The organism is Acinetobacter sp. UBA3132, assembly GCF_002364825.1.
GTDB classification, from domain to species: domain Bacteria; phylum Pseudomonadota; class Gammaproteobacteria; order Pseudomonadales; family Moraxellaceae; genus Acinetobacter; species Acinetobacter schindleri.
Window position 1 is genome coordinate 1 of the sequence record NZ_DEZM01000074.1, and the last position, 416, is coordinate 416.

Sequence of the window (416 nt, forward strand, 5' to 3'; positions counted from 1 at the left end):
AATTTGGAAAATAAAATGAAAGAAATTCAATTAATTAATAAAAAAACAAAAGAAAAAATACAGATGAATGCTGATACGGTTCGAATTGATCAAAGCTCCATTGTAAAAATCAAAATTTCTAAATCAGATATTGTCCAGATGTCTCAAGACGGTACAAATCTGATTTTAGTATTGAGAAGTGGCGAAAGATTGGTGGTTGAAAATTTTTATGCAAACAATCATGAAGATTTAACGTCTAGTCTTGTGATTGAAGAGCAAAGCGGTACTTTATGTGGATAGCGATTGGTACATTGCTCATTGGTGGAGTTGCAGCGACAGACAGTGGTGAGGTTGAAGATGATGAACAGTTAGAGCTAAATGAGCCAGTGCCAATAGATCCTGCGCCGGAAGTACCGGTAGAGCCAGAACCGGAACCA

1 protein-coding gene is annotated in these 416 nt (G+C 36.8%); it reads left to right on the forward strand.

Annotation, left to right across the window (positions count from 1 at the left end; all coding sequences use genetic code 11):
* The coding region (locus B4033_RS03380) for a BapA/Bap/LapF family prefix-like domain-containing protein (RefSeq protein ID WP_286832101.1) at positions 1 to 279 on the forward strand (279 nt) is incomplete at its 5' end.
* Positions 280 to 416 lie beyond the last annotated feature (137 nt).